The sequence below is a fragment of the Hymenobacter convexus genome (genome assembly GCF_030580955.1).
Classification (GTDB): Bacteria; Bacteroidota; Bacteroidia; order Cytophagales; family Hymenobacteraceae; genus Hymenobacter.
Window position 1 is genome coordinate 143,059 of record NZ_JAUQON010000004.1, and the last position, 26,028, is coordinate 169,086.

General features: G+C 59.2%; 19 protein-coding genes. 12 read left to right on the forward strand and 7 right to left on the reverse strand.

Annotated features, from left to right (window positions below; translation table 11 throughout):
* Positions 1 to 22 precede the first annotated feature (22 nt).
* Positions 23 to 1,249 (reverse strand): alanine dehydrogenase, encoded by a 1,227-nt coding sequence (locus Q4S41_RS09835; RefSeq protein ID WP_305030937.1) that lies wholly within the window; start codon positions 1,247 to 1,249, stop codon positions 23 to 25.
* Between the two features lie 200 nt (positions 1,250 to 1,449).
* Positions 1,450 to 1,887: a tRNA (adenosine(37)-N6)-threonylcarbamoyltransferase complex ATPase subunit type 1 TsaE gene (gene tsaE / locus Q4S41_RS09840; RefSeq protein ID WP_305030938.1), complete on the reverse strand. Its 438-nt coding sequence runs from the start codon at positions 1,885 to 1,887 to the stop codon at positions 1,450 to 1,452.
* A 251-nt stretch (positions 1,888 to 2,138) separates the two neighbouring features.
* Here tsaE and Q4S41_RS09845 point away from each other — a divergent pair, with 251 nt between their 5' ends.
* The 4 genes from Q4S41_RS09845 to Q4S41_RS09860 all read left to right on the forward strand — a co-directional run bounded on the left by Q4S41_RS09845 (position 2,139) and on the right by Q4S41_RS09860 (position 9,413).
* Positions 2,139 to 4,529, forward strand: coding sequence for an outer membrane beta-barrel family protein (locus Q4S41_RS09845; protein ID WP_305030939.1), 2,391 nt, complete (start codon positions 2,139 to 2,141; stop codon positions 4,527 to 4,529).
* A gap of 261 nt (positions 4,530 to 4,790) precedes the next feature.
* Positions 4,791 to 6,047, forward strand: a complete 1,257-nt coding sequence (locus Q4S41_RS09850; protein ID WP_305030940.1) for a pyridoxal phosphate-dependent aminotransferase — start codon at positions 4,791 to 4,793, stop codon at positions 6,045 to 6,047.
* A 198-nt stretch (positions 6,048 to 6,245) separates the two neighbouring features.
* On the forward strand, positions 6,246 to 8,588 hold the full coding sequence (locus Q4S41_RS09855) for a TonB-dependent receptor (RefSeq protein ID WP_305030941.1): 2,343 nt from the start codon (positions 6,246 to 6,248) through the stop codon (positions 8,586 to 8,588).
* A 3-nt stretch (positions 8,589 to 8,591) separates the two neighbouring features.
* Positions 8,592 to 9,413, forward strand: a complete 822-nt coding sequence (locus Q4S41_RS09860; RefSeq protein WP_305030942.1) for a DUF4249 domain-containing protein — start codon at positions 8,592 to 8,594, stop codon at positions 9,411 to 9,413.
* A gap of 93 nt (positions 9,414 to 9,506) precedes the next feature.
* Here the strand turns inward: Q4S41_RS09860 and porX are convergent, their stop codons facing one another.
* The gene (gene porX, locus Q4S41_RS09865; protein ID WP_305030943.1) at positions 9,507 to 11,075 is read right to left on the reverse strand and encodes a T9SS response regulator signal transducer PorX; all 1,569 of its coding nucleotides are present in this window, start codon (positions 11,073 to 11,075) and stop codon (positions 9,507 to 9,509) included.
* 243 nt (positions 11,076 to 11,318) lie between these two features.
* Here porX and Q4S41_RS09870 point away from each other — a divergent pair, with 243 nt between their 5' ends.
* The 5 genes from Q4S41_RS09870 (at position 11,319) to Q4S41_RS09890 (ending at position 16,935) form a co-directional block, all read left to right on the forward strand.
* Entirely contained in the window at positions 11,319 to 12,548 is a 1,230-nt protein-coding gene (locus Q4S41_RS09870; protein ID WP_305030944.1) for an HD domain-containing protein, read from the forward strand.
* Positions 12,549 to 12,783: 235 nt separating this feature from the next.
* On the forward strand, positions 12,784 to 13,824 hold the full coding sequence (lpxD, locus tag Q4S41_RS09875; RefSeq protein WP_305030945.1) for a UDP-3-O-(3-hydroxymyristoyl)glucosamine N-acyltransferase: 1,041 nt from the start codon (positions 12,784 to 12,786) through the stop codon (positions 13,822 to 13,824).
* Positions 13,825 to 13,928: 104 nt separating this feature from the next.
* Complete coding sequence (locus Q4S41_RS09880; protein ID WP_305030946.1) at positions 13,929 to 15,323, forward strand: bifunctional UDP-3-O-[3-hydroxymyristoyl] N-acetylglucosamine deacetylase/3-hydroxyacyl-ACP dehydratase; 1,395 nt, start codon at positions 13,929 to 13,931, stop codon at positions 15,321 to 15,323.
* A 101-nt stretch (positions 15,324 to 15,424) separates the two neighbouring features.
* Positions 15,425 to 16,231 carry an acyl-ACP--UDP-N-acetylglucosamine O-acyltransferase gene (gene lpxA, locus Q4S41_RS09885; protein WP_305030947.1) on the forward strand — a complete coding sequence of 269 codons (807 nt, stop codon included), beginning with the start codon at positions 15,425 to 15,427 and terminating at the stop codon, positions 16,229 to 16,231.
* 80 nt (positions 16,232 to 16,311) lie between these two features.
* Positions 16,312 to 16,935 carry an ABC transporter ATP-binding protein gene (locus Q4S41_RS09890; RefSeq protein WP_305030948.1) on the forward strand — a complete coding sequence of 208 codons (624 nt, stop codon included), beginning with the start codon at positions 16,312 to 16,314 and terminating at the stop codon, positions 16,933 to 16,935.
* Between the two features lie 68 nt (positions 16,936 to 17,003).
* On the opposite strand, the gene Q4S41_RS09895 is transcribed toward Q4S41_RS09890, so the two are convergent.
* Positions 17,004 to 17,984, reverse strand: coding sequence for an ADP-ribosylglycohydrolase family protein (locus tag Q4S41_RS09895; protein ID WP_305030949.1), 981 nt, complete (start codon positions 17,982 to 17,984; stop codon positions 17,004 to 17,006).
* 87 nt (positions 17,985 to 18,071) lie between these two features.
* Here Q4S41_RS09895 and Q4S41_RS09900 point away from each other — a divergent pair, with 87 nt between their 5' ends.
* On the forward strand, positions 18,072 to 19,055 hold the full coding sequence (locus Q4S41_RS09900) for a hypothetical protein (protein WP_305030950.1): 984 nt from the start codon (positions 18,072 to 18,074) through the stop codon (positions 19,053 to 19,055).
* A 19-nt stretch (positions 19,056 to 19,074) separates the two neighbouring features.
* Here the strand turns inward: Q4S41_RS09900 and Q4S41_RS09905 are convergent, their stop codons facing one another.
* Positions 19,075 to 20,151, reverse strand: a complete 1,077-nt coding sequence (locus Q4S41_RS09905; protein ID WP_305030951.1) for a DNA polymerase beta superfamily protein — start codon at positions 20,149 to 20,151, stop codon at positions 19,075 to 19,077.
* Positions 20,152 to 20,156: 5 nt separating this feature from the next.
* On the reverse strand, positions 20,157 to 20,933 hold the full coding sequence (locus tag Q4S41_RS09910; protein WP_305030952.1) for a nucleotidyltransferase domain-containing protein: 777 nt from the start codon (positions 20,931 to 20,933) through the stop codon (positions 20,157 to 20,159).
* Between the two features lie 225 nt (positions 20,934 to 21,158).
* Here Q4S41_RS09910 and Q4S41_RS09915 point away from each other — a divergent pair, with 225 nt between their 5' ends.
* Both Q4S41_RS09915 and Q4S41_RS09920 read left to right on the forward strand, forming a co-directional pair.
* Entirely contained in the window at positions 21,159 to 21,758 is a 600-nt protein-coding gene (locus Q4S41_RS09915) for a TMEM175 family protein (protein ID WP_305030953.1), read from the forward strand.
* 144 nt (positions 21,759 to 21,902) lie between these two features.
* On the forward strand, positions 21,903 to 23,192 hold the full coding sequence (locus tag Q4S41_RS09920) for a hypothetical protein (protein WP_305030954.1): 1,290 nt from the start codon (positions 21,903 to 21,905) through the stop codon (positions 23,190 to 23,192).
* 2 nt (positions 23,193 to 23,194) lie between these two features.
* On the opposite strand, the gene Q4S41_RS09925 is transcribed toward Q4S41_RS09920, so the two are convergent.
* Positions 23,195 to 25,990, reverse strand: a complete 2,796-nt coding sequence (locus tag Q4S41_RS09925; RefSeq protein ID WP_305030955.1) for a polynucleotide kinase-phosphatase — start codon at positions 25,988 to 25,990, stop codon at positions 23,195 to 23,197.
* Positions 25,991 to 26,028: the final 38 nt, after the last annotated feature.

Consider the following 26,028-nt stretch of genomic DNA (forward strand, 5'->3'; position numbering starts at 1 on the left):
TAATCAGGCAATTCCAGCAGTATCAATTCCGCACCGCAATCAACAGCCCCAACTCTTTATACCGCAAATTAAATTTCTTCGCAATCATTGAATTCGTAAGCGAGCCGCGGTAGATGTAGACGCCGCTGCGGAAATGCTCATTCGTGAACAGCACTTCGTTGATGCCGCCGTGCTGGCTGATTTCCTGCAGGATGGGCGTGAAGATGTTGCTCAGCGCGTTGGTGGCGGTGCGGGGCACGCGCGAGGCGATGTTGGGTACGCAGTAGTGGATGACGTCGTATTTGCGGAAAACCGGGTTGCTGTGGCTGGTCATCTCGCTGGTTTCGAAGCAGCCGCCCTGGTCGATACTCACGTCGATAACGATGGAGCCGGGCGACATGCTGGCCACCATTTCCTCGGGCACCATGAAGGGAATGCGGCCGTCTTCCACCGCCAGCGCGCCGATGACGACATCGGCCCGGCGGATTTGCTGGCTGAGCGCGAACGTATCCAACGTACTGGTGTAGAGCTGCATGCCCAGGTTGTGCTTGAGGCGGCGCAGCTTGTAGAGGTGGTTGTCAAACACCTTCACCTCGGCGCCGAGGCCGGTGGCGGCGCGGGCGGCGTACTCGGCCACCGTGCCGGCCCCGAGGATGACCACCTGCGACGGCGGCACCCCTGTAATGCCGCCCAGGATAATGCCTTTGCCTTCGTTGGAGCGGGCCAGGTACTCGGCCGCAATCAGCATCACCGTTGAGCCGGCAATTTCGCTCATGGCGCGCACCACGGGGCGGGCGCCGCTGGGGTCTTTCATCAGCTCGAAGCCGATGGCGTTGATTTTTTTGCGGGCGAGCGCCGCAATGTATTCCGGCGTCATCGAGCCCATTTGCAGGGCCGAAATCAGCGTTTGGCCGGCGTGCAACATTTCAATTTCCTCCAGCGTAGGCGGGGCCACCTTCAGCAGAATATCAGCCTTGAATACCTCCTCGGTGGAGTAGGCAATCTGAGCGCCGGCTTCGGAATAGGCGTGGTCGGCGTATTTGCTGGGCTCGCCCGCGCCGGCTTCCATCACCACCTCGTGGCCCGCCGATACGAGGTGCTGCACGGCTTCGGGCGTGAGGCCCAAGCGGTTTTCCTGGAGCGAGGTTTCGCGCGGCAGCCCGATGAACAGCTTGCGCTTACGCGTTTCCACGGCCAGCATCGATTCCTGGGTGAAATAGGCACGGCTCGTGGCCAGGGACTCAAAACCGGAAGGTAGCTGCTCGGGCATTTTTGGTGAATGATAAATTATGAATTACTAATTATAAAATTATAAATTACTCACTTGTTGATAAGAGAACGTCATGTTGAGCGCAGCCGAAGCATCTCTACCGCGCAACTCTAATCCCGACGATTGGATTACTTGCGCGGTAGAGACGTTTCGGCTGCGCTCAACATGACGTTCTGTGGTTATAAGAAATCACTCGCTCTCTAATTAATAACTTCTGTTTCAATTTCCCGGCTCTGGTCGTCGAGCACTGCTAGCCGCACTTCAAGCCGGGGCGTGGGCAATAAAACGGCCACGCGGGCCGGCCATTCCACCAAGCAAAGATACCCCGAATCGAGGTACTCTGCGGCGCCCATTTGTTCAGCTTCTGCCACGGAATTGATGCGGTAGAAATCGAAATGGTACACGGGCTGCTGGCGGCCGTCGCGGTACTCGTTCACGAGGGCGAAGGTGGGGCTGCTCACGTCGTCCTGCACCCCGAGGGTGGCCGCCAGGGCCCGGATGAGCGTGGTTTTGCCCGCGCCCATCTCGCCTTCGAAGGCCACCACGGTACAGCCGGATTCGGCGATGGCAGCGTGGAGCGCCTGGGCGGCAATGGGCAATTCGGCCAGCGTGGGCACGGCAATGGTTTGGGGTAGCATGGCGCAAATTTACCGGCGTCAGCGCGGAAGCCACCTCTTCTGCTTGGATAATCGGCCCGAAAGCCACATCTTTACACTTTACAGCCCGGCTTAAAGTGGTCAGCTAAAAGGGGGTAGCACTTCTTTTTCTCCCTTTAACCAACCCCGGTTTCCTTCCTGATTCTACCCAATACCTGCGAATGCCCTCCCCTTTTCCAGCGTGGCTGCAACTTGTGTCTACTGCACCTAGCCGCTGGGTGGTTTGTGGAATAATGGTGTTAGCGGCTACAAAGTTGCTTTCGGCCCAAAGTTTGTCGGCAGTGAGCGGCACGGTGCTGGCGCCCGCGGGCCTCCCACTTGAGTTTGCAACCGTGACGCTGCACCGGGAGGCCGATTCGGTGGTGGTGAAAACGGAGTTTAGTGATGAAAAAGGGGCCTTTCGCCTCGAAGCAGCGGGCGGCCGGCGCTACCTGGTATCGGTGAGCCAGGTGGGTTTTGTGCGGCACTGGGGCGCGGTGTTCGAGCTTTCGGGTGCCGGGGTTGCGCTGCCGCCTATCACCTTGGCGGCCAGCCGGGCCACGGCCCTCCAAGAAGTGACCGTGACGGCCCGCAAGCCCCTGTTTGAGCATCTGCCCGACCGCACGGTAATGAACGTGGCCGACAGCCCCCTCTCGGCCGGGGCCACCACGCTGGAGGTGCTGGGCCGGGCCCCCGGCGTGACCCTCGACGCCAGCAACAATTTGGGCCTGCGCGGCCGCCAGGGCTTGCTGCTGCTGGTGGACGGCAAACGGGTACCCCTCACGGGCGAGGAACTGGCCGGCTACCTGCGTGCCCTGCCCGCCGGGCAGCTGCAGAGCATTGAGCTCATTACCAACCCTTCGGCGCAGTTTGATGCGCAGGGCAGCGCGGGCGTCATCGCCCTCAACCTCAAGAAAGACCAGCGCCTGGGCACCAACGGCAGCGCCAACCTCAGCTACGGCCGGGGCGAATACGGCAAGCTCACCTCCGGCCTTTCCCTGAACCACCGCCGCAAAAACGCCAATTTCTACGGCACCTATACCTACGCCAACCGGCGCGATTTTGCCCGTCAGGAGTTCGACCGGCAGTTTGCGGCCGATGGCGTACTGCCGGCCCTGACCGGCACCATCTCAGGCAAGCGGGTGCTGGATTTGGCATCGCACAGCGCCAGGCTCGGCACCGACATTAACCTGACAAAATCGTCGGTACTGGGTTTGTCGCTAACCAGTCTGCTCAGCCAGACCAATACCGTTAACACCAGCCAAACCCAGTTCTTTGATGCCGGAGGGGGCCTGAATAGCCGCAACAGCTCCAGCACGGTGCAGGACATCTGGAGGCCCAGCGGCAGCGCCAACGTCAATTTTCGCCACATGTTTGCCGATTCGGCCACGGCGGCGGCCCTGACGGCCGATGCGGACTTTGCCCGCTACAACACCACCCGCGAACTGGCTCTGAACACTTTTTACCAATATCCGGCGGTGGGCTCGCCCCTGCTGTCGGGCGACCAGCTCAGCGAGTTGAGGATTGGGGCCGTGAAAGTTGATTTCAGTCAGCCCCTGCCCCGCCGCGCCCGCTTTGAAGCGGGCGCGAAAGCCACGTCGGTGATGTCGCTCAACAACGTGGCCTTTCTGAATAACGGGACCTATAATCCTTCGATTTCCAGCAATTTCAATTACTTCGAGAAGGTTTCGGCCGCGTATGCCAACCTGCGCGGCACGGCCTCGAAAACCACTTTCCAGGTAGGGCTGCGGGCCGAGGAGGCCAATATTCGCACCGAGCAGGGCGGTGAGCTGTTGCGTGAGCGGAATTACCTGCAGCTGTTTCCGTCGGGGCTGGTGCAGCGCACGTTCAATGCGCAGCACAGCCTGGCGCTGGCAATCAGTCGCCGCATTGACCGGCCCAACTACGGGCAGATGAACCCGTTGCGGTCGTATTTCGATGCCACTTCCTACCGTTCCGGCAACCCCGACCTGGTGGCCCAGACGAGCTACAACGTTGAGGTGACGCACACTTTCCGGCAGAAATTTAGCACGGCCCTAAGCTACGCCCAAACCGATAGGCCCATCGTGACGGTAGTGCAGCCCGCCCCCGACGGCGGACGCTTGGTGGTTAACCGCGACGTGAACCTGACCACCCAGGACTACTATGCCCTGACCCTCACGGCCCCGCTGGAGCCGGCCAAATGGTGGACGCTGTACACCAACGGGGTGTTTTACTACTCCCGGTTTCGGGGCAATCTGGCCGGTACGGCGCTCGACCGCAGTCAGCCGGCCTGCCTCCTCACGGCTAGCAACACGTTCAGTTTGCCCCACGGCTGGTCGGGCGAGCTGAACGGGACTTTTCAGTCGGGCGAAATCTGGGGGTTTGAGCGCGGGCAGCCGCGGGGCCAGCTGCTGGTGGGCCTGCAGCGGAGTTTCTGGGCCAAGCAAGGCACCCTGCGCCTGAGCGTGGCCGACGCGCTCTACACCGCCACCATCCGCTCCAGCTCCACCTACGACAGTTTCACGGAAAGCTTCCGGCTGCGTCAGGATACGCGGGTGGCCACGGCGGCTTTCACCTACCGCTTCGGCAACAGCAAGGTAGCCGCCGCCCGCAAACGGGCAGCCGGGGCCGAAGATGAGCTGCGCCGCGCCAACGGACAGTGACGTTTGCGGCGCAATGAGGAATGAGGAAAAGAACGTCATGCTGAGCGCAGCCGAAGCATCTCTACCGCTTCGTCAGGCTCCCCTCTCTTTTGGATAGGGGCCGGGGGTGAAGTTCCGACGGCCGAATGAGGCACGCGGGATGTCTCGGCTGCGCTCGACATGACCTCCGGTGGACTCGGCAGCTCCTTCTTCATTCCCCATTAAGCGCAGCGTAGGCTACCTTCGCGGGCCGTTGTGGCCTTACGTTTCCCGTTTTTCCTCATGCAAGTATCCAAGATGGCAGCCGGACTTATCGGCTCCGAAATCATTCGAATCGGCAACCAGGTAAGCGAGCAGGTGCGCCAGGGCGCCAATATCTGCAACCTGACCATTGGCGATTTCGACTCCAAAATCTTCCCGATTCCGGCCGGCCTCACCGCTGGCATTATCGAAGCCTACCAGGAAGGGCAAACCAACTACCCGCCCGCTGCGGGCATGGGCGAGCTGCGCAATAGCGTGTCGGCCTTCCTGAAAGACCGCCAGGGCCTGGATTACAACCCCAACGATATTCTGATTGCCGGCGGCTCGCGCCCGCTCATCTACGCCACCTACCGGGCCCTGCTCGACGAAGGCGACCGCGCCATTTTCCCGCTGCCCAGTTGGAACAACAACCACTACTGCCACCTGGTGGGCGCCACGCCGGTGGCCGTGCCCACGCGGGCCGACAATAACTTCATGCCCACCGCCGCCGACCTGGCCCCGCACGTAGCGGGCGCCCACCTGCTGGCTTTGTGCTCGCCGCTGAACCCGACAGGAACGGTATTCACCAAGGAAGGACTAGAGGAAATCTGCGACTTGGTGATTGCCGAAAACAAGCGCCGCGGCCCCGACGAAAAGCCGCTCTACGTGCTGTACGACCAGATTTACTGGCTGCTGACCTTCGGCGAGGCCCGGCACTACGACCCTGTGAGCCTGCGCCCCGAGCTGCGCGACTACGTAATTTACATCGACGGCACGTCGAAGTGCTTTGCCGCCACCGGCGTGCGCGTAGGCTACGGCTTCGGCCCGACGGGCATCATCGACAAGATGAAGGCCATTCTGGGCCACGTGGGGGCCTGGGCCCCCAAGGCGGAGCAGGTGGCCACCGGCAAATTCTTGCCCCAAACCGCCGCCGTTGATGAGTTTCTGACCAGCATCAAGGGCCGCCTGCAAAGCTCGCTCACCGCTCTTTTTGATGGGCTGAAAGGCTTAAAAGCAGAAAGCTACCCCGTCGATGCGGTTGCCCCGGCCGGCGCCATCTACCTCACCGCCAAAATCGACGTGCTGGGCCGCACCGCCCCCGATGGCACCGTCCTCAGCACCACCGCCGAACTCACCTCTTACCTGATTTCGGAGGCCCAGCTGGCGCTGGTGCCCTTCTCCGCCTTCGGCTCGCCGGCCACGGAGCCGTGGTTCCGCGCCTCGGTGGGCGCCGAAACGGTGGAGTCCATTCTGGCTTCCCTACCGCGCTTGAAAGCCGCGCTGGATAAGCTAAAGTAAGCTTGCGTCACCATTGAAAACGGCTGCCTGGCCGGTACTGCTTGCCAGCAGCGCCGGCCGGGCAGCCGTTCGCATTTGTGGAAACACTCCGCGCAATCCAGCTTTGTGAAGGGAATAAACCGGGGATTGGCAGAAAAGAATGCCCAGCGCAGCAGGCCGGCGGTAATTTCGCCCTTCCAAACAACTGCGCTCAGAATTATGCACCTACGTTTCTCTCTGCTGGGCTTGTGCCTGCTACTGCTCCTGGCGAGCGGGCCGGCCCGGGCCCAAAGCCGCGTCACGCTCAGCGGGACTGTGAAGGACGCTTCGTCGGGCGAAAACCTGAGCGGCGCCACCATTCGCATAGTGGAGCTTTCCGGCGTGGGCACCGGGGCCAATGCCTACGGTTTTTTTACGCTTACGGTGCCGGCGGGAGCCTACACGGTGGAAGTCAGCTTCGTGGGCTTTGCCACCCAGCAGCGCAGCGTGACGGCCTCGGCCAGCCAGCGGCTCGATTTCAAGCTGGCGCCCGGCGGCAGCGAACTGACCGAAGTGGTAGTGACGGCCCGCAGCACCGACGCCGGCATCAGCAAAGCCCAGATGGGCGTCGAAACCATTGACCTGAAGCAGATTGCCAAGGTGCCGGTGCTGTTTGGCGAGAAGGACGTTATTAAAACGTTGACATTGCTGCCGGGCATCAAGAGCGCCGGCGAGGGCAGCAGCGGCTTCACGGTGCGCGGCGGCGCGGTAGACCAGAACCTGATTCTGCTGGACGAAGCGCCGGTGTACAACGCCTCGCACCTACTGGGCTTTTTCTCCACGTTTAACTCCGACGCCATCAAGGACCTGACCGTGTACAAGGGCGGGATGCCGGCGCAGTACGGCGGGCGGCTGTCGTCGGTGGTCGATATCAAGATGAAGGACGGCAACAACCAGCAGCTGCACGGCAGCGGCGGCATCGGGCTCATTGCCTCGCGCCTGGCGCTGGAAGGGCCCATCACGAAGGACAAGGGCTCGTTCCTCGTCACGGCCCGGCGCACCTACGCCGACATCTTTCTCAAGCTCTCCTCCAACCCCACCACGCGCAGCTCCAGCCTCTATTTCTACGACCTCAACGCCAAGGCCAACTACGTGCTGAACGAGCGCAACCGCGTGTTTTTCTCGGGCTACCTGGGGCGCGATGCGCTGGGTTTCAGCAACACCTTCGGGCAGAGCTACGGCAACCAGACCGGCACGTTGCGCTGGAACCACCTTTTCTCCGACCGCATTTTCTCGAACACTTCGCTGATTTTCAGCAAGTACGATTACCAGATTAAGATTTCCTCGAACGACCGAAATTTCACCATCGATTCGAAAATTCAGGATTGGAATCTGAAGCAGGATTTCGAGTTTTACCCCAGCTCGACGCAGACGCTGCGCTTTGGCGGGCAGGCCATCTACCACACCATCACGCCGGGCCACGTCACGGCCGATGCCTCGTCGGGCATCAACGCCACGGCCGATAAGACGAATTATTCGCTGGAAACGGCCGCTTACGTGTCGCACGATTGGCAGGCGGCCCCGCGGTTGAATTTTACCACCGGCCTGCGGCTGTCGGCTTTTAGCCTGCTGGGGCCGGGCACCTATTCAAGCTACGACGCGGCCGGCAACGTGCTGGCCGCCACCGACTACGCCCGCAATAAATTTCTGAAAACCTACGTGAAGCTGGAGCCGCGCTTCGCCGCCAGCCTGCAGCTGAACGAGGCCAGCTCGGTGAAGGCCAGCTACGCCCGCAACGTGCAGAACCTGCACCTGCTCAGCAACGCCAACGCCTCCTCGCCCACCGACCTCTACATCCCCACCAGCTTCAACGTGAAGCCCGAGGTGGCCGACCAAGTGTCGGCCGGCTACTACCGCACGCTGGGCCCGAAAAAGTCGTATTCGCTGACCGTGGAAACCTACTACAAGGCCCTGCAAAACCAGCTCGACTACCGCGACGGCACCCAGCTACAGGGCAATTTCGACGTGGAAGCCAGCCTGCTCTACGGCACCGGCCGGGCCTACGGCATCGAGTTTCTGATGCGCAAGGACGTGGGCCGCCTCACCGGCTGGCTGGGCTACACGCTGAGCCGCTCGGAGCGCAAATTCACTGAAATCAACCAGGGCGCCTACTTCCCCTCGCGCCAAGACCGCACCCACGACCTCTCGGTAGTGGCCATCTACCAGCTTAATCCGAAGTGGAGCTTTTCGGGCACCTTCGTGACGAGCACTGGCAACGCCGTCACCTTCCCCGTGGGCAAATACCAGATTGGCGGCCAGATAGTGAGCTACTTCGGCCTGCGCAATGCCGACCGCATGCCCTTCTACCAGCGTCTCGACCTGGGCGCCACCTACGAGAAGCCACATCAGGAAGGCCACCGCTTCCACAGCAGCTGGACCTTCTCGGTATACAACGCCCTGGGCCGCGAAAACGCCTACAGCATCCGCTTCGAGGCCGACCCCAACGACCCCAGCCGCACCCGCGCCGTGCAAACGGCCCTGTTCAAATTCATCCCCTCGGCCACCTACAATTTCAACTTCTAAGCCATGCCGCGCCTCAATACACAGTTGCTTTTGGCCGCTGCCGCCGTCCTGCTCGCTGGCACCGGCTGCGAGAAAACCATTGACCTGAAGCTGAACACGTCCGATTCGCAACTCGTAATCGAGGGCAACCTGGCCGACGACGGCCAGCCCTGCCAGGTCAGCCTTAACCGCTCCCTTAATTACGCCGAAACCAACAATTTCCCGGCCGTGAGCGGCGCCACCGTCACCCTCACCGACGACACCGGCGCCCGCGAAACCCTGCGCGAAGCCAGCCCCGGCCAGTACCGCGGCACCACCATCCGCGGGGTAGCGGGCCACGCCTACACCCTGCGCGTGGAAACCGGCGGCACGGCCTATGTGGCTGTTTCGACGCTGCCTGTAGTGGTGCCATTTGACGCGCTGCGCACCGCACCGGGCATATTCGACACCAAATCCATTCAGGCTGTGGTCGAATACACCGACCCTATTGGCGAAGGCAACAGCTACCTGTTCCGGCAGTACCGCAACGGCCGGCTCAACAAAACCTTCTTCATTCAAAACGACAAGTTCACCGACGGCAAGCGCGTGAGCCAGTCGCTGCGCAACATGGGCGGCGGCGGCACCGCCGACGACCTCGATAAGCTGGCCTCCGGCGACAGCCTGCGCGTGGAAATGCAGAACATTGACCCCAACGTGTACGAGTACTTCCGCACCCTGAACCAGATTCTGCAGAACAACCCCGCCTTCAGCACCACACCGGCCAACCCGAAATCAAACTTCTCGGGCGGCGCGCTGGGGTATTTCAGCGCGCACTCCAGCCGGGTGCGGCGATTGCGCATCCCCTGAGCGCAAAGTTTCGCAAAGTGAAAAGAGGTTTCGCAAGGCCGACAGAACGTCAAACCTTGCGAAACCTCTTTTCACTTTGCGAAACTTTGCGCGCTAGCCTTTTGCCGTCAGCGTCACATAAGGGATAATGCACTCTTCCAGCGAGATACCGCCGTGCTGGAACGTATCCTTGTAGTAGTTCACGTAGTAGTTGTAGTTGTTCGGGTAAGCGAAGAAGTAGTCGCCAATGGTGAAGACATACGCCGTGCTCACGTTCTCGCGCGGCAGGAAAATGCTTTCCGGCTTGCGCACCACGTACACGTCGCGCGAGTCGTCGAAGCCCAGGTTTTTGCCGTGCTTGTAGCGCAGGTTGGTATTGGTGTTGCGGTCGCCCACAATCTTGTAGGGGCGCTTGCAGCGGATGGTGCCGTGGTCGGTGGTGATGATGAGCTTGCCTTTTTTCTCGGCAATCTGCTGCATCATCTCATACAGCGGCGAATGTAGGAACCAGGAGCGGGTGATGCTGCGGTAGGCCGATTCGTCGGCGGCCAGCTCGCGAATCATGGCCATGTCGGTGCGGGCGTGCGAGAGCATGTCCACGAAGTTGTACACGATGACGTTGCACTTGTAGTTGTTGTGCAAGTTGCTCATCTTGCCCAGCAAGTCCTTGCCGGCCTGCAGGTTGGTCACCTTGTGGTAGCTATGCTTCACCTTCTGGTTGTTCTTCTGGAAATTTATTTCCATAAACTCGGCCTCGTGCAAGTTTTTGCCCTCGTCGTCGTCGTCGGTCACCCACAGGTTGGGGTATTTCTTCTGAATTTCCGAGGGCATCATGCCCGAGAAAATCGCGTTGCGCGCATACGCCGTGGTAGTCGGCAAAATGGCGTAATACATCTCCTCGCTATCCACCGTAAACATCTCGGTGATGATGGGCTCTAGCACCTTCCACTGGTCGTAGCGCAGGTTGTCAATCAGCACGAAGTACACGGGCGTATCGCCGGTGGCCTTCAGCGTGGGGAACACCCGCTCCTTGAAGAGTTGGTGCGACATAAGCGGGGCGTCTTTGTCGTCGCCGTTCACCCAGTCCTCGTAGTTCTCGGTGATGAAGCGGCCGAAATAGGTGTTGGCCTCGTCCTTCTGCATGTTGAAAACCTCGGCCATGCTCTTACCCTCGGTTTCGTTGATTTCCAACTCCCAGTACACCAGCTTCTTGTATACTTCGGCCCACTCGCTGGGCGAAAGCCGGTCGGAAAGCTGCATGCCCAGCTGGCGGAAATCGCGCTGGTAGCCCGAGTTGGTGGCTTCGCTGATAAGGCGCTTGTTGTCGAGCACCTTTTTCACCGACAGCAGAATCTGGCTCGGATTGACGGGCTTAATCAGGTAATCGGCTATTTTGGCACCAATGGCCGACTCCATGATGTGCTCTTCCTCGCTCTTGGTAATCATCACCACGGGCACGGTGGGGCGAATGGCTTTGATTTCGGTAAGGGTTTGCAGGCCGGTGAGGCCGGGCATGTTCTCGTCGAGAAACACGAGGTCGTAACTCTTTTCCTGGATTTCCTCGATGGCATCGGCACCGCTGTTGACGGGCGTCACGTCGTAGCCTTTCTCCTTGAGAAACAGCAGGTGCGGCTTGAGCAAGTCGATTTCGTCGTCGGCCCAGAGAATGGTGGTTTGTTGCATAATGGGGACTTGGGGTCTTGGGGACTTAGGGTCTTGGTTTACGTTAGTAACGTAAGTCGTCCCGAATGGATATAGTAAAACGCAATTGCGTTCGGCTACGGAATGCTGAGCTTGCTCAAACGGTGCGCCGTAGTTTCGCGTTCAGTCAGGGACGGGCGGCGGGTGCAAATGTTGCCTGTCTCGTGGCAGTCTGCCCGCATTTCTGTTTTCTGCCTGCTGCTCCCTCCCCTTTTGGCCGCCTCTGTGAATAAGAAAAAAATCTTCAACGACCCTGTTTATGGCTTCGTCACCATCCCGACGGAGTTTCTGTTCGACCTGATTGAGCACCGCTACTTCCAGCGGCTGCGACGCATTCAGCAGCTCGGGCTCACGGGGTTTGTGTACCCGGGGGCGCTGCACACGCGCTTCCACCACGCGCTGGGGGCCATGCACCTGATGTCGCTGGCCCTGCGCACGCTCAAGGACAAGGGCGTGAAGATTTCGGCCGCTGAGGGCGAGGCGGCGATGGCCGCCATCCTCTTGCACGACGTGGGCCACGGCCCCCTCTCCCACGCCCTGGAAACGGCTATTTTCCAGGATGTGCCACACGAGCAGCTCTCGCTGTTCCTCATGCAGCGGCTCAACGCCGAGTTTCACGGCAAGCTGAGTCTGGCTATTTCGATGTTTGACGGCAGCTACGGCCGGCCGTTTTTCCACCAGTTGGTGAGCAGCCAGCTCGACATGGACCGGCTCGACTACCTCAACCGCGACTCCTTCTATACCGGCGTGGAGGAGGGCCGGCCCGGCGCCGACCGCCTCATCAAAATGCTGCGCGTGCACGACGAGCGGCTGGTACTGGAAGAAAAAGCCGTCTATTCGGTCGAGAATTTTCTCGTCAGCCGCCGGCTGATGTACTGGCAGGTGTACCTACACAAAACCGTGACCTCGGCCGAGCAAATGGTCATCCGCGTCGTGCAGCGGGCCCGCGACCTGGCCCGGCGCGGCGTCGAAGTGCCCGCCAACAGCTGCCTGGGCTATTTCCTGGGCCGCGCCGTGAGCCTGGACGAGTTCGAGAAGGACGACAAAATCCTCAATCACTTCGTGGAGCTCGATGATTACGACATCTGGTCGGCCATCAAAGCTTGGGCTGGCCACCCCGACGTAGTGCTCAGCTACCTGGCCAAAAGCATTCTGCACCGCAACCTGCTCAAAATCGTGCTGGCGCCCGAGCCGTTCGACGAAGAATTTCGTCTCGGCATCCGCGAGCTTATCGAAGAGAAATTTGGCCTGCCGCCCGAAGAAGCCGAACTGCTGATGATTCCTGGCCGCCTGAGCAACAGTGCCTACAACGCCGAAAGCCAGGAACCCATCGAAATCCTGACCAAAAAAGGCGACGTGGTGAACGTGATGGAAGCCTCTGATTTGCCCAATATCCGCGCCCTCAGCCAGCGAGTGGAGAAGTTCTACATCTGCTACCCGAAGGAAATTGTATAGGTTTTGGTGGTTCGATGAAATAGGCCAATAAAAAGACCGTCATGCTGAGCGCAGTCGAAGCATCTCTACCGCAATACTAAATCCTGTCGGCTGAATTAGTTGAAAGGTAGAGATGCTTCGACTTCGCTCAGAATTAGTTGAAAGATAGAGATGCTTCGACTGCGCTCAGCATGACGTTTGGTCAAAACCCTTCTCCAAACCAAAAACAGAAACCGCCCCCTAATTTTGCCTTCCTATGGAATTTACCGTTCAGCAAATTGCCGAGGTGCTTGGCGGCACCGTGGAAGGCGACGCCACCCAGCGCATTTCCAGCCTGGCCAAGATTGAAGAAGCCCAGGCCGGCTCCCTCACCTTCCTTTCCAACGCCAAATACGAGCCGTTTCTCTATGAAACCGGCGCGTCTGCCGTCATCGTGAGCCAGACGCTGGAACCCAAACAGGCCGTTCAGCCCGCCCTCATTCGCGTCGAAAACCCTTACACGGCTTTCAGCCAACTGCTCGAATTTTATGCCCAGGCCACCCGCACCGGCAAGCGCGGCGTGGAAGAGCCGGCGTTCATCGGCAAGTCGTCCGAAATTGGCGCGGGGCACTACCGCGGCGCGTTTTCCTACATCGGCGAGCAGTGCAAGCTGGGCGATAACGTACTGGTGTTCCCCCACGCTTACATCGGCGACCGGGTGACCATCGGTGAAGGCAGCATCATCCACGCCGGCGCCAAGGTTTATCCGGATACGGTGATTGGCAAGTTTTGCGTCATCAAGGCCGGCGCCGTAGTGGGCTCCGATGGTTTCGGTTTCGCGCCGCAGCCCGATGGTTCTTATAAGGCCATTCCGCAAATCGGCAATGTGGTGCTGGAAGACTACGTGAGCATCGGCGCCAACGCCACCATCGACTGCGCCACGCTGGGCTCGACCATCGTCCGCACGGGCAGCAAAATCGACAACCTCGTGCAGCTGGCTCACAACGTGGAAATCGGCCGCCACACCGTCATTGCTTCGCAAACCGGCATCGCGGGCTCGGCCAAAATCGGCGACCATTGCGTGCTGGCGGGACAGGTGGGCATGGCCGGCCACGTCACGCTGGCCAACAAAACCACCGTCACGGCGCAATCGGGCGTGGGCAAGAACGTGAAGCAGGAAGGCACCATCCTGCAAGGCTCCACCGCCTTCGATTTCAAGCAGAACCAGCGCGCCCAAATCGTGTTCCGCCGCTTGCCCGAGCTCGAACAGCGCGTGGCGCAGCTGGAGAAGGCAAAAAACGCGACGGAAAAGCCCTAGCTTTGCACCCGGTTGAGCTGTTAGCCACTAGCTTTTAGCTGTTAGCATCTCGACGGGACTTTGTGAAGCTAACAGCTAAAAGCTAGTGGCTAACAGCTAATTAAATGAACGACAAGCAACACACCATTCAGGCGCCCGTGACGGTGCGCGGCATCGGACTGCACACCGGCGTGGAAGCCACCATGACGTTTTGCCCCGCCCCGGTGGGCCACGGCTACAAGTTTCAGCGGGTCGACATGCCCGGCCAGCCCATCGTCGATGCCGACGTGGACAATGTGGTCGATTTGAGCCGCGGCACCACCATCGAGCAAAACGGCGCCCGCGTCAACACCGTGGAGCACACCCTGGCCGCCCTTGTAGGCTTACAGCTTGATAATGTGCTCATTCAGCTCTCCGGCCCCGAGCCGCCCATCATGGACGGGTCGTCGGCGGAGTTCATCAAGGCCATCGAAACCGTGGGCCTGCAGGAGCAAAATGCGCTGCGCAACTACTACGAAATCCCGGAGAGCATCCGCTACGTCGACAACGCCCGCGGCGTCGAAATCGCGGCCCTGCCCCTGTCCGACTACCGCCTCACGGTGATGGTGGACTACAACTCGCCGGTGCTGGGCTCGCAGCACGCCACGCTGACGGACATCGGCCTGTTTGGCGAAGAAATTGCTTCCTCGCGCACCTTCTGCTTTTTGCACGAGCTGGAAATGCTCTACAAAAACAACCTCATTAGAGGCGGCGATTTGAGTAATGCCATCGTGGTGGTCGACCGCGTGGTGAGCGACGACGAGCTGACGGACCTGGCCAAAATGCTGGGCAAGCCCCGCGTGTCGGTGAAGAAAGAAGGCATTTTGAACAACGTGGACCTGCGCCACAAAAACGAGCCCGCCCGCCATAAGCTGCTCGACCTCGTGGGCGACCTCGCCCTGGTGGGCCGCCCGCTGAAGGGCCAGATTCTGGCTGCCCGCCCCGGCCACGCCGCCAACGTGGCCTTCGCCAAGAAAATCAAGAAGAAGATGCTGGAGGCCCGGAGCAACCCGGTGCCCGTGTACGATGCTAGCCGCGAGCCGGTGATGGACATCAACCGCATCATGCAGGTGCTGCCCCACCGCTACCCGTTTATGATGATTGACAAAGTCATTCACCTTGACGACCAGGTGGTGACGGCCGTGAAAAACGTGTCCATCAACGAGCCCTTTTTCCAAGGTCATTTTCCCGGCAACCCGGTGATGCCCGGCGTGCTGCAGATTGAGGGCCTGGCCCAGACCGGCGGTATTCTGGTGATGAACACCGTGCCCGACCCCGAAAACTACTGGCAGTATTTCCTAGGCATCGAAAATGCCCGCTTTCGCAAGAAGGTGCTGCCCGGCGATACCATTGTGTATCATTGCCAGCTGCTAGCGCCCATTAAGCGGGGCATTGCCAAAATGCGCGGCCAGGCCTTTGTGAACGGCAAGGTGGTGTGCGAAGCCGAAATGAGTGCCGCCATTGTCCGCAAGGACGCTTAGTTGCAGTGAACAGTTATCAGTGAACAGTGAGCAGTTCTATTTGGCGCTTCACCTTCACTCAATAACTATAAACTGCTAACTACTAACTGTTAACTGTATTTATGCTTTCCCCCCTCGCCTATATTCACCCCGATGCCCGCCTGGCGGAGGGCGTCACCGTTGACCCGTTTACGACCATCGCGGCGGATGTGGAAATCGGGGAAGGCACTTGGATTGGGCCCAACGTTACCATCATGAACGGGGCGCGCATCGGGGCGCACTGCCAGATATTTCCGGGCGCCGTGGTGGCGGGTATTCCGCAGGATTTGAAATTTGCCGGCGAGAAAACCACGGCCCATATAGGCGACTATACCGTGGTGCGGGAGTACGTGACCGTGAACCGCGGCACCGTGGACCGCGGCGAAACCCGCGTGGGCGCCCATTGCCTGCTCCAGGCCTACGTGCACGTGGCCCACGACTGCACCATCGGCGACCACTGCGTGATTTCGGGCGCTACCCAGATTGCCGGGCACGTCACCATCGGCGACTGGGCCATTGTGGGCGGTGGCACCCTGGTGCAGCAGTTCGTGAGCATTGGGGCGCACGCCTTCGTGGGCGGCGGCTCGCTGGTGCGCAAAGACGTGCCGCCCTACGTGAAGGCCGCCCGCGAACCCCTTACCTACGCCGGCATCAACTCGGTGGGCCTGCGCCGCCGCGGCTACGACGACGAGCAGGTGAACACCATTCAGCACCTCTACCGCGTGCTGTACCTCGGCGGGCTGAACACCCAGGAAGCCCTGGTCCGCATTGTTACGGAAGTTCCGGTTTCGGCCGAGCGTGACTTTGCTGTCGATTTCATCCGGGCGGCGTCGCGCGGCATCATCAAAGGCCCCAGCAAGCGCAAGCGCGACGAGGAGGAAGGCGAATAACTTCAATGGGCAATGGTCAATGAGCAATCAGGTTTTGACTGCTCATTGACCATTGCTCATTGTTCATTGCTCATTGCCCATTGTTAATTGAAGCCAACGGCCTGGGAAAGCGCTTTCAGCGCGACTGGATTTTTCGGGAGCTCACGCGGGTGTTCCGGCCGGGCAGCGCCACGGCTGTGCTCGGGCCCAACGGCGCCGGCAAAAGCACGCTGCTTAATACTATTTCGGGCCAGCTGCTACCCACCGAGGGCACGCTAAGCTATGCGCTGGCCGGCCGGCCGGTGGCCGTGGAAGACGTGCCCCAACACCTGGCCTACGCCGCGCCTTACCTAGAGCTGCTGGAGGAACTGACGCTGCTGGAGCTGCTGCAATTTCACACCCGGTTCAAGCCGCTGCAAGCCGGCGTATCGCTCGACAAGCTCATTGCGATAATGTACCTCGAAAAGGGCCGCCACCAGCTGGTGCGCGAGTTTTCGTCGGGTATGAAGCAGCGCCTGAAGCTAGGCCTGGCTCTGTACGCCGAGGCCCCCCTGCTCCTGCTCGACGAGCCCACCACCAACCTCGACGCCACCGGCGTAGCCTGGTACCAGGAGCACGTGCAGGCCACCCGCGCGGGCCGCACGCTGCTACTCAGTTCCAACGTGCCGGCTGAATACGGCTTTTGCGACGAGCAATTGCTAGTGACGGATTTTCAGAAGCGGTAGAGTCAAAAAGAGTACTCCAAAGCTGTGCTTCGGGGTACTCGTTCGGTCGGCGCAGCTAACCGCTTAGCTTAGCTTGGCTGCGCCAGCCGCGCGGCCAGGTCCTCAACATCGGCCCGACGGGCCAGCACGGCCAGCCACTCGGCCGGAATAGCGGCTTCGCCATACGCCAACCCGGCCAAACCGCCGGCTACGGCGCCGGTAGTATCGGTATCGTCGCCCAGGTTCACGGCGGCTAGCACTGTAGCGGCGTAGGTATCGTGCCGGAGCAGGCACCACAGGGCCGCCTCCAGGGTGTCGACAACGTAGCCGGAGGAGGAGATGGCGCTTTCTGGTCGGTCAGGGAGAGTTCCGTGAAGCACTGCGCCGTATTTGGGCCACTCATAGAAAATCGGTCCTTTTGCGAAAGTTTGAAGCCAGTTATACCCTTCGGCTCTGGCTTGGTGATAGGCTTCAGCCGGAGCCAAACCGACCAGCAGCCCCCGTGCCACCAGCAGGTATAAAAAGCAGCCCAGCGTGGAGCGCGGGTGCCCATGCGTGACACTGGCAACGGCTTCCGTAAGCGCCCAGGCAGCACTCAAATCCAGGTTTTCAGCTCGCCAGATTTCATGAAAAGCCAAGGGGAGAATGCGCATGAGTGCCCCGTTGCCGTTGTCGGACTCGGAATTTGGGCCGGCTTTAATAGGCTCAATTCCGCGTTGCAGGCGGCCGATGGCGGTGCGGGTGGCATTGCCAACATCGAAGGTTTCACCAGTGGCGGTCCAGTAGGATTGGTACAACCAATTGATGCTGCGCTGGGCGAAATCAACCAGGTCAGGCATCCCGTTCCGTCCGCCGGGTTGGGCCAACGTTTCGGCCAGGCAGAAGGTGAGCGAGGAGTCATCGGACCAAGTGCCGGCGGGCTGGCGGTGCGTGCCATAAGCGCGCATCCCGGTCACGGGGTCTTGGCGGCGAGCGACACGGGACAAAAACTCTACGGGGACGCCGAGGGCGTCGCCCACGGCCAGGCCCAGCAGGGCGGCGCGGGCAGCGGTAGGAAGGGAGTCGTGCATTGATGCAAATTAGTAGATTTACTCCGGGCCTCGCCTGATTACGGCAGACTTAAACCAACACGCATTTTATATCCCCTTTCGTTTTTCATGAAATCACTATTTACTTTCCTGATTATGCTATTTTGCCTGGGCAGCGCTCGGGCACAAACCATCAGCTACACCGTTCCCAAAGCGTACAAAACCAGTATCAGTAAAGACGATTACAAGCAAATCGTCGATTTATCGGTTGCTGCCATTGCCAAGGAATATCCTGTGAAGCAGGTAAAAGATGGAGCGGTAGAACTTCAAGGCAGGAGCCAAGGCACGTTAAACCTCGATAATCTAATCGCCAAGTGTCTCGCCGCTCCCGATAAAAGCCAGTGGAACAACGTAATACAGGACCATTTCACCAACTTGTTTGCCTCTGTTCATAAGCAGGCCCATCTGAACGTTCAGAATTTCGATACCGCCGCGAAGTATTTTAGCTTGCGTATTTATTCTCAGCAAACCGTGGCGCAACGCGGAGGCATCGACAATTTCGTTGCCAAAACCGACCTGGAAGGAACTTACACCATGCTGATGCTGGACTTGCCAGGCGCTTTCACGCCCATTTCCAAAGCCCTTTTCAACTCATGGAATAAATCGGCCGCCGAGGTTTTTCAAATTGCCCAGCGAAACGTTAACAAGCAGCCAATTCAAAAAATCACCAAGTCGTTCGACGTCACCGGCGGCAGCATCGAAATGAGCTTTCTCGGCAACGAAGACTACGCCGGCAGCTATGCCCTCGACCTGGCGAATAATTCGCCGGAACTAGTGGGCAAATGGGGAGCCGTGGTGGCAATTCCCAACAAAGGCCTGGTTAATATTTGCCGCATTAGCCCGGAAAAACCGGTCGATTTTGTGCAGTTTATTCAGCGCACCAAAGCCTTGGTGGAGAAATCGTACGCCGAACATCCGCAGCCAATTTCCAACCGCTTTTTCTGGTATTACCAGAACCACTTCACCCCCATCACGGTCACCACGGGCCCCAAAGGCGAAGCTATGGTGGTAGCCCCGCTGGGTCTCAGCACCTTGCTGACCACTAAGAATTAAGCCGGCAGTTGCCGGTTAATCAGGTCGTTTGGTAAAACTGATGCCGTACCCGACGCAACAGCAATTCTGCGGCCGCCCTATCCGGTGCATCGGGCAAACGGGAATTGGCAAATGCGAGGTCCACCTGTTGCACCAGCTTCTCTGCTTCGGCCACCAGCGCTTCGTATTCAAATTTGCCGCGCCGGATTTGCAGTAAAAATTCCCGGTTAGAGCGTCGCACATTTAATTCGCCGCTTGCCGCTATTTCCTCGGCCATTTGCAGGAGGCGAAATACGTGCAGCATGTTTTTCGCGTCGTAATTTTTACCGTGCTGCACGGTATTCTGGTAGCGTTCGGTGTTGCGTTTGTCCACCCATTCCCAATATTCACGAAATACGCGGCAGTAAGTGCTGTAGCCATTGCGATTGAACGACAAATACGCCACTGGCTCCTCCCCTTTCGGCACGGCCGATAACTGCACATCCTGCGAGGTTTCGGCGTCGCGTACCAGCCCACGGTAGCCGTGCAAACAGTCCGGCGTGGCATCGACAAACAGGGCGTATAAATCGTTGAGGTGCGGCACATTGGCCAGGCCACACTGGGCCATTTCGTAGCCCCGACGGGCCAGCCAGGCCGCTACTGGCTGAGCGCCCGCCCCCGCCGTCACGTAGCAGAAATCGAGCACCGATTTGCGGGCTGGCGGCTCCGGGTGGTTAATTTTCTTGTTCAGGCCCTTGGCTTTGCGAATTTGCGCCACGGCGTATTCAGCAAAACTCTGGCGGCAAAGCTTGGAGAGAAAATCAGCGGCTTGAAACTGCTCGAAGAGCGGGTGTTGGTAAATAACGCAATCGGCCGGCGTACCTAATAATTCTAGTACGGTGGGATTATTTTTCAGCAGCAATTCTACAAATCGGCGCAGTTCATAGAACACCTCATCATTAGTCTCATTGGCTATTTGCGGAATGTAATCCAGCCCAAAGAATTGGGATTCCGGCAGGATGAAAACGCCTTTCAGGTCGGTGTCCGAATGGGGCAAATTAGTACCGTAAGCCCGGCTGCCGCTGATGGCTTCGAAAATAATTAGCCCCTGGCTACGCAAGTCCGCAATGGTCATCATTCTACTTATTCGTTTTCAGCAAATGCCTCGCTAATCAGGGCCTGAAAGACCACATCCAACTCGCTGGCCACGTTGCCGGGCCGCAACACCGGCAACGTTTCGCGGGCCGCCTGGCCGGCCGCCAGCTCGGCTTGTAGAAACGCCACCAGCGCGGTTGGATTAGGCACCTGGGTTTTCTCGTTGGCCGTGGCTTTGCGGGTCAATAGTTCGTCTACATCGGCCTGCAAAGCAATAGGCAGCAGCTCCCGCAGCGGCGCAAACTCCATGGGCGGCAGGGTGGGCCGTTCCCGAATCCAGCGGGCGGCAAGGGCCGAGCGCAGGGCGTAGAACAGGCGTTTCAGGCGGATTTCCTCGCTGGTCAGGTCTTCCTCAACCCCGTGTCGAAGCTGGCCCAGGTAGTGGTGCAGGCCGGCTTTCCGATTGAAAGCAGAAGGCATAAGCGCCGAAAGCCGCGCCCGAAAACCCAAGGCTTCATGGTAGACAACCGGCGATTGCAGCCACTCAAACAGGGCGGCGTTGGAGGCGCGCAACAGGCGCAGAGCTTTGCGCAATTCCCAGCCGGCCAGGTCCAGCTCGTCATCAATGGGAAAGTTGAGGGTATCGCGCCCCTCGTCAAGCGTGAGGTACCAGGCCGGCGGGTGGCAGTAGATAAAGCGGACGTCAAAATCCGAATTGGGCGAAGCGAAGCCCCAGGCGCGGCTGCCCGACTCGCAGGCGTAAAGGATGCGGATGCCATGGGTGGCTTCGAGGGATGTGAGTGCGGTTTGGATGCGAGAATGCATGGGAAAGGGCAGCTGGGATTTCAAAAGAACGTCATGCTGAGCGCAGCCGAAGCATCTCGCTAGTGATGCTAATCAAAATTGTAAAACGATTGAATTGGTGGTGGCACGCGAGATGTTTCGGCTGCGCTCGGCATGACGTTCTACAATGAAGGTAACAAGAGCCACCGCAGGACGCTACTTTAGCGCTTCACCCTTCGCTCTCTGGCGCCCCGGCGCCTCCCCCGCATGCACAAAGGACGACTCGAAGCTTTCAGCGATGGCGTGCTGGCCATCATTCTCACCATCATGGTGCTGGAAATAAAGGTGCCGCATGGGGCCGATTTCGCGGCCCTGCGCCCGCTGCTGCCCGTGGCACTCAGCTACTTGTTGAGCTTCGTCTACATCGGTATCTACTGGAACAACCATCATATGATGCTGGCCAGCACGAGCAAGGTTTCCGGTGGCATCCTGTGGGCCAACCTGCACCTACTGTTCTGGCTGTCGCTGGTGCCCTTCGCCACGGGCTGGATGGGCGAGAACCACTTCGCCCCCGCCACGCTGGCCGTGTATGGCGTGATATTGCTCATGGCCGGCGTGGCCTATTTCGTGCTCCAGAACTGCATCATTGCCATCGAAGGGCCGCATTCAACGCTGGCCCGCGCCATTGGGCGCGACTTCAAGGGCCGGTCGTCGCCCCCGCTCTACGTGGCGGGCATCGCAGCCAGCTTCTGGAACCCGTGGGTGGCGGGCGGCATCTACGTGGCCGTGGCGCTGATGTGGCTCATCCCCGACCGGCGCATTGAGCGCACGCTGGTGGATAAGGGTGAAGGGAAACGGGTTGAATAGCGGCGTTGGGAAGTTGACGGGAAATGCGGGAGTAGCGACAGGCGCTGAAATGACTTAGTTTCAACGTATGTACCGTATGTTTATCGAAGGAACTGGGTAGACACCGTTCACAATAAATCATTCAACTTTTAATTCAGAAATAAAATGGATTTCATTGAGGCCAAGGAACAATTGAAGCAAGGCTATATAAAGGCAGGATTAGAGTTAAGTGACGAACATGGAGAGGAGCTTTTCTTTAACTTTCGCTCAGACCCACTTAAGATTAGCAAGGAAGATATTGAGTCGTATGTTGAATTATCGAATACAAGAAATAGCTTTGAGACAAAACCGTCTGAATGCAGTATAATTAGCAAGAATTATAGAGAACAAATCGTTACTAACATACATCCAAGAGCTAGGCTAATGGGGCCGAGATTTTGGGAATTCATGTTTGGGGACGATAAAATATCAGAGGATGGCTCGCAAGAAATATATGTTAAGGTTTCGCCATGCTCTGACACTTTCATAAACTACTTCAGATTCGAGGATAAGTATCTGGAGATGTGCTTTGATGGCCCTTTAAGACATAGAGGCGGTGTTCGGAGGCCGGAATCTCATGTAGAGTTGAAAGAATCTCTTTATCGACCACTCACAATAAAAGTTTTCAATTTAAACGAAGACAGTATTAACGCTGCATTACAAAAATCAAATCACCTTATTGACAGTTGCATATTCACACTTTCATCGCTAAAGGAAAACCCTATTGAGTTGCTTGAAGAATGGCCTCTCAGGAGAAGAAGAAAACGAAAGGAGCCTAGAGATTTTGAATATGGCACCTTTCACAATGGCAGAAATTTGCCCTTGCCTAAATTCAGAGCTAATTCTACACTAGTCAGATTTTATCAACAAGCTACTGGCACCGATATTCCTGCGCTTAAATACCTTGCATTCTATCAAATACTAGAATATTTCTACCTGTCTGTATCTGACGAAGTGCTATATAATAGTCTAACACGAAAAATCAATGATTTAAAATTTAAGACGAATCCGTCTCATCTTGACAAAATCATTCAGGATGTGGTTAACCACAAAAGGGAAAATGATGAAACTGAAATGCTGAAGAGCGTTCTGAAAAAATTTATTGATGAAGAGGAAATCATAGACTTTATAAAAGAATATGAGGGCTTCTTAGAAAAAAAGGTTTATACAGCAAGTAGAACGGTATTTGGTGTTGAAATAACTGCAACATCTCTCAAGACTAGTCATACAATTGGCAATGTCGCCAAAATAATTAAAGCTATTAGAAATGCCCTAGTACATTCCTCTGATAGGCACGAAAGGAATGACAGGTATATCCCTTATTCAAAAGAGGGTACGTATTTAATAGAGCTAGAACTTCCATTAATCAAGTTTTTGGCAGAAAAAGTTATTGTTGCAAGCTCTTCATCACTGTAATACTACAGCCGCGGGTCCACCGCCTCGCTTTCCAGCGCTAGGACGCCGAAGACGCACTGGTGCACGCGGCGCAGGGGCTGGCCGGCCACGAAGCGTTCGAGGCCCTCGACGCCGAGGGCGAACTCGCGCAGGGCGAGGTTGCGCTTGGCTTTCACGTTGCGCTGGCGGAGCCGGTCGAGGTGGCCGGGCAGCAGGTAATCGGGGCCGTAGATGATGCGCAGGTACTCGCGGCCCCGGCACTTGAGGGCGGGCTGGAGCAGGCCGCCTTTGCCCTGGGGGATGAAGTCGTAGGGCTTCACCACCATGCCTTCGCCCCCGGCGGCGGTGAGGTCGGTCCACCACTGGATGGCGGCTTCGACTTCGGCGGGGTTGGTGAGGGGGACGACGCGGTAGGGCGTGGCGCGGAGCAGGCCAGGGTCGGCCAGGGCGAGGGTGCGCAGGGTTTCCATGTGCCAGGCATGGTCGCGGTCGAAGTAGGTCTTGCCTTCGGTGGCTAGTAGATGGAAGGGCGCCAGCTTGAGGTCGTCGAGGGAGTGCACGGGCCAGCAGTAGCGGCGGTAGGCGTCGGCGTAATGGGCGGCGGCCTGGTGGCGGGCGGTGGTGCGGGCCAGCAGGGCTTCGGCGCCGTCGAGCTGGCGGGCGGCGGCGTCGGTGAGGGCGGCTTCGACCTGGGGCAGGGCGGCGAGGGCGGCGGCGGCCACGGCGGCGTACTGGGTTTTGACCAACTCCTGGGCTTTGGCCGACCAGGGCAGCAGCTCGGCATCGAGGCAAACCCAGTCGGTGTCGAATTTCTCCCAGAAGCCGGCGGTGCTCAGGGCGTCGCGCAGGCGGGCGAGGAAGGCGGTTTCGAGGGTGGCATCGGTGAAGAAGTTGCGGCCGGTGCGGGTGTAGCACTTGCCGATGCCCTCGCCCACGAGGCCGAGGCGGCGCTGGATGGCGGCTTCGTCGCGGCCCAGCACCACCACCACGCGGCTGCCCATGTGCTTTTCTTCGCACACCACGCGCTCTATGCCGAGGCGCTGGTAGTAGTCGAAGGCTTCGGCGGGGTGTTCGAGCAGGTCGGGCAGGGCCGAGGTTTCGGTCGGCGACATGGTGGGCGGCAGGTACAGCAGCCATTTGGGGTGCAGGGCGAAGCGCGACATCACCTCCAGGGCGGCCACGGCGTTGTCTTCGCGGATGGTGACGCCGCGCATCAGCCGGGTTTCGATGAACTGCTTGCCGGTTACGTCGCGGATGTCGAGCAGGTCGTCGTTTTCGTGCTGGGCGGACTGTAGCGCGGACTCTGTAGTCCGCGTCTCCGCGCCGTTCTCATCGTTCGGGTTTCCGCCGGGGACGCGGACTACAGAGTCCGCGCTACTGTCCGCGTTACTGCGGCGGTAGTTGAGCGGCCTGGCCGGTTCACAATAGACCTGCGCGGCGGGCACGGCCACGAGCTCGCGCTCGGGATAGCGCAGGGCGGTGAGGCGGCCGCCGAACACGCAGCCGGTGTCGAGGTCGATGGTGTTGTTGAGCCATTCGGCCTCGGGCACGGGCGTGTGACCGAAGGCGACCATGGCGCGGCCCCTGTACTCGCGGGCCCACTCGTAGCGCACGGGCAGGCCGAATTCGTCAATCTCGCCGGTGCTTTCGCCAAACAGCGCGAAGGCCCGCACGGCCCCCGAGCCGCGCCCCTGCATCTCCTCGGTGAGGCCGGCGTGGGCCACGACCAGCTTGCCGCCGTCGAGCACGTAGTGGCTCACTAGGCCGTCGAGGAAGCGCCGCACTTCGCTCTTGAAAGCTTCGGGCTCGGGTTCGAGCTGGGCCAGGGTTTCGGCCAGGCCGTGGTTGATGGTGACGTTTTTGCCGTTGAGGTGGCGCAGGAGCTTGATGTCGTGGTTGCCGGGCACGCAGAGGGCGCTGCCGTCGCGCACCATGCTCATCACCAGACGCAGGACCTGCGGGGAGGCGGGCCCGCGGTCCACGAGGTCGCCGAGGAAGATGGCTTTGCGGTGCGGCCCATCTGCCGTTTGTAGAGACGCGACACTTCGCGTCTCGGCGTCCGCGCCGTCGGAATCGTTGTTTGGCGAATCGTTCAACGAGGAGACGCGAAGTGTCGCGTCTCTACACACCAACGGTGCCATCACCCGCACGCCCAAATCCCGCACGTCCGTAATCGGCTCTTCCGTAATCTGATACCCCAGTTTCTCCAGCAGCGCGCGCAGCTCCTCGTAGCAGCCGTGCACGTCGCCGATGATGTCGAAGGGGCCGGTTTCCTCTTGGCGGTTGTTGTAGAGGCGGTCGCGGGTGATGGACTGGATGGCGTCGATTTCGCCCACGTTGCGCAGGTGGTGAATGTGCCGGAAGCCCTCCTGCTTGAGGTTGCGCAGGCTGCGGCGCAGCTGCTGGCGGTGGCTGGCGATGACGTGCCGGCCCAGGTGGCGGCGGTCGGGGCGCTGGGCGTTGCGCTCCTGGGCCACGGCATCGGGCACGTCGAGCACTATCGCCACGGGCAGCACGTGGTATTGGCGGGCCAAGGCCACCAGGGGCTTGCGGCCTTCCTCCTGCACGTTGGTGGCATCGACCACGGTGAGCAGCCCGCGCTTCAGGCGCTTGGCCACCAGGTAGTGCAGCAGCTCAAACGCGTCTTTGCTGGCCGATTGGTCGTTTTCATCGTCGGCCACCAGGCCCCGGCAGGCATCCGACGACACGATTTCCGTGGGCTTGAACAAGCGCCGCGCAAACGTGGACTTGCCCGCGCCCGTGCTGCCAATGAGAATAATAAGGGAGAGTTCGGGGACCTTGAGGGTATCTTGGGGCATTGGAAAGGATATTTCAGGCAACATCATGTGAAAATTCA

Excerpts from the sequence above, each read along its gene's own strand:
- Q4S41_RS09835 (WP_305030937.1), bottom strand. The coding sequence starts at position 1,249 with ATGCCCGAGCAGCTACCTTCCGGTTTTGAGTCCCTGGCCACGAGCCGT.
- tsaE (WP_305030938.1), bottom strand. The coding sequence starts at position 1,887 with ATGCTACCCCAAACCATTGCCGTGCCCACGCTGGCCGAATTGCCCATT.
- Q4S41_RS09845 (WP_305030939.1), top strand. The coding sequence starts at position 2,139 with ATGGTGTTAGCGGCTACAAAGTTGCTTTCGGCCCAAAGTTTGTCGGCA.
- Q4S41_RS09850 (WP_305030940.1), top strand. The coding sequence starts at position 4,791 with ATGCAAGTATCCAAGATGGCAGCCGGACTTATCGGCTCCGAAATCATT.
- Q4S41_RS09855 (WP_305030941.1), top strand. The coding sequence starts at position 6,246 with ATGCACCTACGTTTCTCTCTGCTGGGCTTGTGCCTGCTACTGCTCCTG.
- Q4S41_RS09860 (WP_305030942.1), top strand. The coding sequence starts at position 8,592 with ATGCCGCGCCTCAATACACAGTTGCTTTTGGCCGCTGCCGCCGTCCTG.
- porX (WP_305030943.1), bottom strand. The coding sequence starts at position 11,075 with ATGCAACAAACCACCATTCTCTGGGCCGACGACGAAATCGACTTGCTC.
- lpxD (WP_305030945.1), top strand. The coding sequence starts at position 12,784 with ATGGAATTTACCGTTCAGCAAATTGCCGAGGTGCTTGGCGGCACCGTG.
- Q4S41_RS09880 (WP_305030946.1), top strand. The coding sequence starts at position 13,929 with ATGAACGACAAGCAACACACCATTCAGGCGCCCGTGACGGTGCGCGGC.
- lpxA (WP_305030947.1), top strand. The coding sequence starts at position 15,425 with ATGCTTTCCCCCCTCGCCTATATTCACCCCGATGCCCGCCTGGCGGAG.
- Q4S41_RS09895 (WP_305030949.1), bottom strand. The coding sequence starts at position 17,984 with ATGCACGACTCCCTTCCTACCGCTGCCCGCGCCGCCCTGCTGGGCCTG.
- Q4S41_RS09900 (WP_305030950.1), top strand. The coding sequence starts at position 18,072 with ATGAAATCACTATTTACTTTCCTGATTATGCTATTTTGCCTGGGCAGC.
- Q4S41_RS09905 (WP_305030951.1), bottom strand. The coding sequence starts at position 20,151 with ATGATGACCATTGCGGACTTGCGTAGCCAGGGGCTAATTATTTTCGAA.
- Q4S41_RS09910 (WP_305030952.1), bottom strand. The coding sequence starts at position 20,933 with ATGCATTCTCGCATCCAAACCGCACTCACATCCCTCGAAGCCACCCAT.
- Q4S41_RS09915 (WP_305030953.1), top strand. The coding sequence starts at position 21,159 with ATGCACAAAGGACGACTCGAAGCTTTCAGCGATGGCGTGCTGGCCATC.
- Q4S41_RS09920 (WP_305030954.1), top strand. The coding sequence starts at position 21,903 with ATGGATTTCATTGAGGCCAAGGAACAATTGAAGCAAGGCTATATAAAG.
- Q4S41_RS09925 (WP_305030955.1), bottom strand. The coding sequence starts at position 25,990 with ATGCCCCAAGATACCCTCAAGGTCCCCGAACTCTCCCTTATTATTCTC.